Raw genomic sequence first — 5,320 nt, 5'->3', positions numbered from 1 at the left:
CGCGGGAAAAGTCAGCGCTATGCGCTCTTTTTAGGCGTTAAGCGGTTCGAATTATCGGCTAAACCCGCTACCCGACGGAGTTACGTACTATTAATTCCGGCGTAAGCACCAGAACATTCGGCTCAGTGTCAGGATGTTCCAAGCGATACAGTAACGTATCAACAGCCAGTTCGCCGAGTTCATCTTTAGGCTGATGGATGGTTGTTAGGGGAGGGGACATAAAGCGGGCCAGTTCAATGTCGTCGTAACCGATAACAGCCATATCGGTAGGCACGGACAGCCCGACCTGATACAGCGCATGGTAAACGCCAACCGCCATAGCATCGTTGCCAGCGAACACCGCGTCGGGTTGCTCTTTCAGAGATAACAGTTGCCGCATCGCCCGATAACCGGTTTCAAATTCAAAATCACCGAAAATTTCATACTCGGCAGGAACCGGTAATCCAGCCCGTCGCATAGCCTGACGGTAGCCCTCAAGACGGTTACAGGCGGTGGTTTTATCTTTTGGCCCTGAGATACAGGCGATTTTTCGGTAACCGCGGGAAATCAGGTAATTCGTTGCGATCTCGCCGCCCAGCAGGGAATTATCCTTAATCACGTCAATACCCCCATCAAACGGCGCCCAATCCATCATGACCATGGGTATAGAAGGATAGCGGCTTACCATATCAGGCAAAGGGCGATGGCTCTCGGTACACATCAGCAGCACGCCGTCGACGCGTTTTTGCAGTAACGTTTCCAGACTGCGGCTCATTCGATCGCTGTCACCCTCTGTATTACATAGGATCAGACTGTAGCCGCGTTCATAGCAGCTTCGCTCGACGCCGCGAACCACCTCGGCGTAAAACGGGTTATTGCTGGCCGTCAGCAGCATACCTATGGTTTGCGTCTGATTTATTTTAAGACTTCTGGCCAACGCCGAAGGCGCGTAATGCAACTGCTCGACGGCGGCCATCACTCTGTCGCGGATAGTATCGCTAACAAAGCGGTTGTTATTGATCACGTGGGAAACCGTAGAGGTGGAAACGCCCGCCAAACGGGCGACGTCTTTCATGGTTGTCAAAGATCACCTCTGGGATTGCAGGAAAGCGTCTATCTCTTCACGCCACGGTACGGACGGCTGGGCGCCGGGACGCGTAACGGCAATCGCGGCCGCGGCGTGCGCGAATTTAACCGCCGCCGCTATCGGCCGCCCCTCCAGCAGGGCCGTCACCAGTGCGCCATTAAACGTATCTCCGGCGGCAATCGTGTCCACCGCCTGAACCGGGTAGCCGGGAATGCGCCGCCCCTCGCCCTCGGCGCTCAACCATACGCCGCGGCTGCCCAGGGTAATCAGTACGGTTGCAATGCCTTTATCATGCAATACCTGAGCGGCTCGGGCGGCATCATCTTCGGTTTTCACGGTAATTCCCGTCAGACGCTGCGCTTCCGTTTCATTAGGCGTAATGATATCGACCAGAGACAGCAATTCGTCGGGAAGTTCGCAGGCCGGCGCGGGGTTAAGAATAACCCGCGTATCGTTATCATGAGCGAGCCTGGCCGCCATCATCACCGTTTCCAACGGCGACTCCAACTGCATAAGCAAAGCGTCGGCGTCAATGATGGGCTGCTGATGACGGCTAAGATAGCCGGGCGTTACGGCCGCGTTCGCCCCGGCGTTAACCGCGATCATATTCTCGCCCTCGCCATTGACGAAAATCAGCGCGACGCCCGTCGTTTGTTCAGGAACCGCTTCAACCGCCGAAACATCGATATGATCTTCGCTTAACTGCCGACGAATCCTGGCGCCGATATCATCCTCACCGACGCAGGCAATAAAGGAAATATCCGCGCCGCTGCGTCCCGCCGCAACCGCCTGATTAGCTCCTTTGCCGCCAAAAGCGACGCGATATTGTTTACCGATCACCGTTTCCCCGTGAGAGGGAAACTGCGCCAGATTGAGAATATGATCGGCATTTATACTGCCCAGAACCGCCAGCTTACCCGTTTTCATTGTGCTGAATCCCGACACGTCCATCATGCGCCGCCCTCGATGCGGCGGCGCGCTTCGCTCTTCTTTACTGCTTGGTCACCAGCTGCAGATCAACCGGGATAACGGCGGCTATTTTTTCGCCCTTCAGCACCTTATCCGCGTTTTCAACGCCGATGATGCCAATCTGCTCGGGGCGCTGAGCGACCGTTGCCGCCAGCTTGCCGGATTCAACCGCTTTCACGCCGTCCTCCGTGCCGTCAAACCCCACCACCAGCACATCGGTTTTGCCCGCGGTTTGCAGGGCGCGCAGCGCGCCAAGCGCCATCTCGTCATTTTGGGCAAATACCGCCTGCACATTGGGGTGCGCCGTCAAAAGGTTCTGCATCACGTTCAAACCCTTCGTGCGATCGAAGTCGGCCGGCTGACTGGCCAGAATGGTGAATTTATTCTTTTCCGCCGATTTTATAAAGCCTGCGCCGCGTTCACGCGCCGCAGAGGTGCCGGCAATGCCTTCCAACTGAATGATTTTGGCGCCCGCGCCCGTTTTTTGGGCGATAAAATCGCCGGCCATTTCGCCGCCCAAGGCGTTATCGGATGCGACGTGACTGACGACCTCCCCGCTATTGGCCACACGATCGAGGGTAATGACCGGGATCTTGGCTTTATTAGCCAGTTTAATCGCGTTTCCCACCGCATCGGAGTCCGTTGGGTTAATCAATAACGCCTTGGCGCCACGTACCGTGAGATCCTGAACGTTAGCCAGCTCTTTAGCCGGATTATTCTGGGAATCCAGCACCACCAGATTATATCCCCGCTTATCGGCCTCTTTTTGCGCTCCCTCTTTCATGGACACAAAGAAGGGGTTATTCAGTGTCGATACCACCAGAGCCAGGGTATCTTTGGCTAATGCATTGGCGCTGACGGCCGCGCTCAGCGCGACAGCAGAAACCACAATCGCCAGTTTTTTCATATTCATAGCTCAATTCCTGTGTGAATAAGGGTTATTTGCCGCTTTTGTTCTCTACCAAAACAGCCAGTAAGATGACGACGGCCTTGACGATCATCTGATAGTAAGAAGAAACACCTAACAAATTCAGTCCGTTGTTAAGAAACCCAAGGATCAGCGCGCCAATCAGCGTGCCGACGATACGTCCTTTACCACCGGCCAGGCTTGTCCCCCCCAGAACCACGGCGGCGATGGCGTCAAGTTCATAGCCCGTTCCGGCGGTAGGTTGCGCCGACGACAAACGCGCCACTTCGATAATTCCCGCCAGGGCGGACAACAGCCCGCACAGGGAGTAGACAATAATTTTGATTTTATCCACGCCGATCCCCGACAGCCGGGTGGCGGCCTCATTACCGCCAAGCGCATAGATGTAACGGCCTAACCGGGTGTGATGCAGCATGTACCAGACCGCCGCAAAGACGATGGCCATCATCCAGATCGGCGTCGGGACGCCTAACGGACGGCCAACGCCAAACCAGCCAAAGGCATCGGCGACGTCGGAAAAGCCGGTATTGATCGGGCTGCCGTTGGTGTAAACCATGGTGACGCCGCGCAGCAGCAGCATCATGACCAAGGTGGCGATAAAGGCCTGAACCTTTCCTTTGGATACAATGATCCCCGTGCCGGCGCCGATCGCCGCCCCTAACGCCAGCGCGCCGACAACCGCGAACAGCGCGTTAACCTCAAGACCGACAATCGACGCGGCGACCGCACCGGTCAACGCCAGTAAGGCGCCCACGGAAAGATCGATGCCGGATGTGAGAATAACCAGCGTCATTCCCACCGCCATAATGGCATTGACCGAGGTTTGCTGAAGAATATTGAACAAATTGTTCAGGGTGAAAAAATTAGGGCTCATGGCGGAAACCACGGCGATAAGAATCAGCAGAGCGATCGCCGATTTTTGCTCTAATAGCCACGCTTTGCTGAACCAGCGTTTTGCCGCGATGGATTGGGAACTCATATCTGACTTACTCCTGGTCTACGACGTATCGCTTACCGACGGCCGCGGCCATCAGCGCTTCCTGGGTGGCTTGCCCGGTCGAAAACTCGCCGCTTAAACGGCCTTCATGCATAACGATGATGCGGTCACTCATTCCCAGCACTTCGGGCATTTCGGACGAAACCAAAATGATGCTCAGCCCTTCTTGTTTGAACTGATTGATTAACTGGTAGATCTCTTTCTTCGCCCCGACATCGACCCCGCGCGTCGGCTCATCAAGAATCAGCACGTCAGGGCGCGTCATCAGGCCTCGCGCGATCGCGACTTTTTGCTGATTTCCGCCGGACAACAGCCCGATCGGCTGCTCCATTGACGGCGTTTTGATATTGAACAAGCGGATAAAGTCGCTGACGGCCAGCCGCTCTTGCGCATGTTTGATTTGTCCGCCGCGCCGGCTGAAATAACGCAGAGCGGTGAGCGACATATTCTCTTTAACCGACATGCCTAATATCAGGCCATCGCCTTTTCGGTCTTCGGAAATATACACAATGCCGTTCGCCAGCCCATCCTGCGGCGTACGGGTTACCACTTCCCGGCCGTCCAGCGCCACATAGCCGCCGGTTCGCGGCAGGGCGCCGTAAATAATCTTCATCAATTCGCTGCGCCCGGCGCCCATTAACCCTGCGACGCCGAGAATTTCGCCTTTACGAACGCTAAAGCTGACGTCGTCAACACCGGGGCCGGAAAGATTTTTCACCCGCAGGCGAACCGTTCCCGGCGCCTGATTCAGCCGCGGGTATTGCTCCTCAAGCCTGCGGCCGACCATCATTTCAATAAGCCGCTCTTCCTGTAATACGCCGACCGGGCATTCGCCGATAAACTGACCGTCGCGGAATACGGTAACGTCGTCGCATATTTCGAATATTTCTTTCAGGCGGTGAGAGATATAAACGATGCCGCGCCCCTGGGACCGCAGCTCTCTAATTACGCTGAATAACGACGCGGTTTCGCTATCGGTCAGGGCATCGGTCGGTTCATCCATAATGATGACTTTCGATTCAAAGCTCAGCACCTTGGCGATCTCCACCATTTGTCGATCGCCAATGGAGAGATCCCCCACGGCGCGCCGACTGTCGTAACGCAGATTCAGGCGTTTGAGAAGTTTGTCCGCTTCCCCGTACATCCGTTTCCAATCAATGCGGCCAAAGCGGTTGATAAACTCACGGCCAAGGAAAATATTTTCAGCGATAGTCAGCTGAGGGATCAGGTTAAGTTCCTGATGGATAATGCCAATTCCCGCTTCCTGCGAGGACTTGGGACCGTTGAAGCTCACTTCGCGCCCCAGAAAATGCACGCTGCCGGCGTCTTTGGCGTAAATACCGGTCAGCACCTTCATCAT

At 55.6% G+C, this 5,320-nt stretch carries 5 protein-coding genes; all 5 read right to left on the bottom strand.

All coding sequences use genetic code 11. The annotated features are described in order from the left end of the window. Positions 1-67: 67 nt before the first annotated feature. Positions 68-1,063, bottom strand: a complete 996-nt coding sequence (gene rbsR / locus VSX58_RS16550) for a ribose operon transcriptional repressor RbsR (RefSeq protein ID WP_327616100.1) — start codon at positions 1,061-1,063, stop codon at positions 68-70. Between the two features lie 3 nt (positions 1,064-1,066). After that, positions 1,067-1,993: a ribokinase gene (gene rbsK / locus VSX58_RS16545; RefSeq protein ID WP_327619045.1), complete on the bottom strand. Its 927-nt coding sequence runs from the start codon at positions 1,991-1,993 to the stop codon at positions 1,067-1,069. A gap of 64 nt (positions 1,994-2,057) precedes the next feature. Next, a complete protein-coding gene (gene rbsB, locus VSX58_RS16540; protein WP_327616098.1) occupies positions 2,058-2,948 on the bottom strand; it encodes a ribose ABC transporter substrate-binding protein RbsB in 891 nt (296 codons plus the stop codon). Between the two features lie 25 nt (positions 2,949-2,973). Then, on the bottom strand, positions 2,974-3,942 hold the full coding sequence (gene rbsC / locus VSX58_RS16535) for a ribose ABC transporter permease (RefSeq protein ID WP_327619044.1): 969 nt from the start codon (positions 3,940-3,942) through the stop codon (positions 2,974-2,976). 7 nt (positions 3,943-3,949) lie between these two features. Continuing rightward, positions 3,950-5,320: ribose ABC transporter ATP-binding protein RbsA (gene rbsA / locus VSX58_RS16530; protein ID WP_327619043.1), on the bottom strand; the 1,371-nt coding region annotated here is incomplete at its 5' end.

The sequence above is a fragment of the Brenneria populi genome, from assembly GCF_036016195.1.
GTDB lineage: Bacteria > Pseudomonadota > Gammaproteobacteria > Enterobacterales > Enterobacteriaceae > Brenneria > Brenneria populi.
Note: the sequence above shows the minus strand (reverse complement) of the source record. Positions and strands in the feature narration are given on the sequence as shown.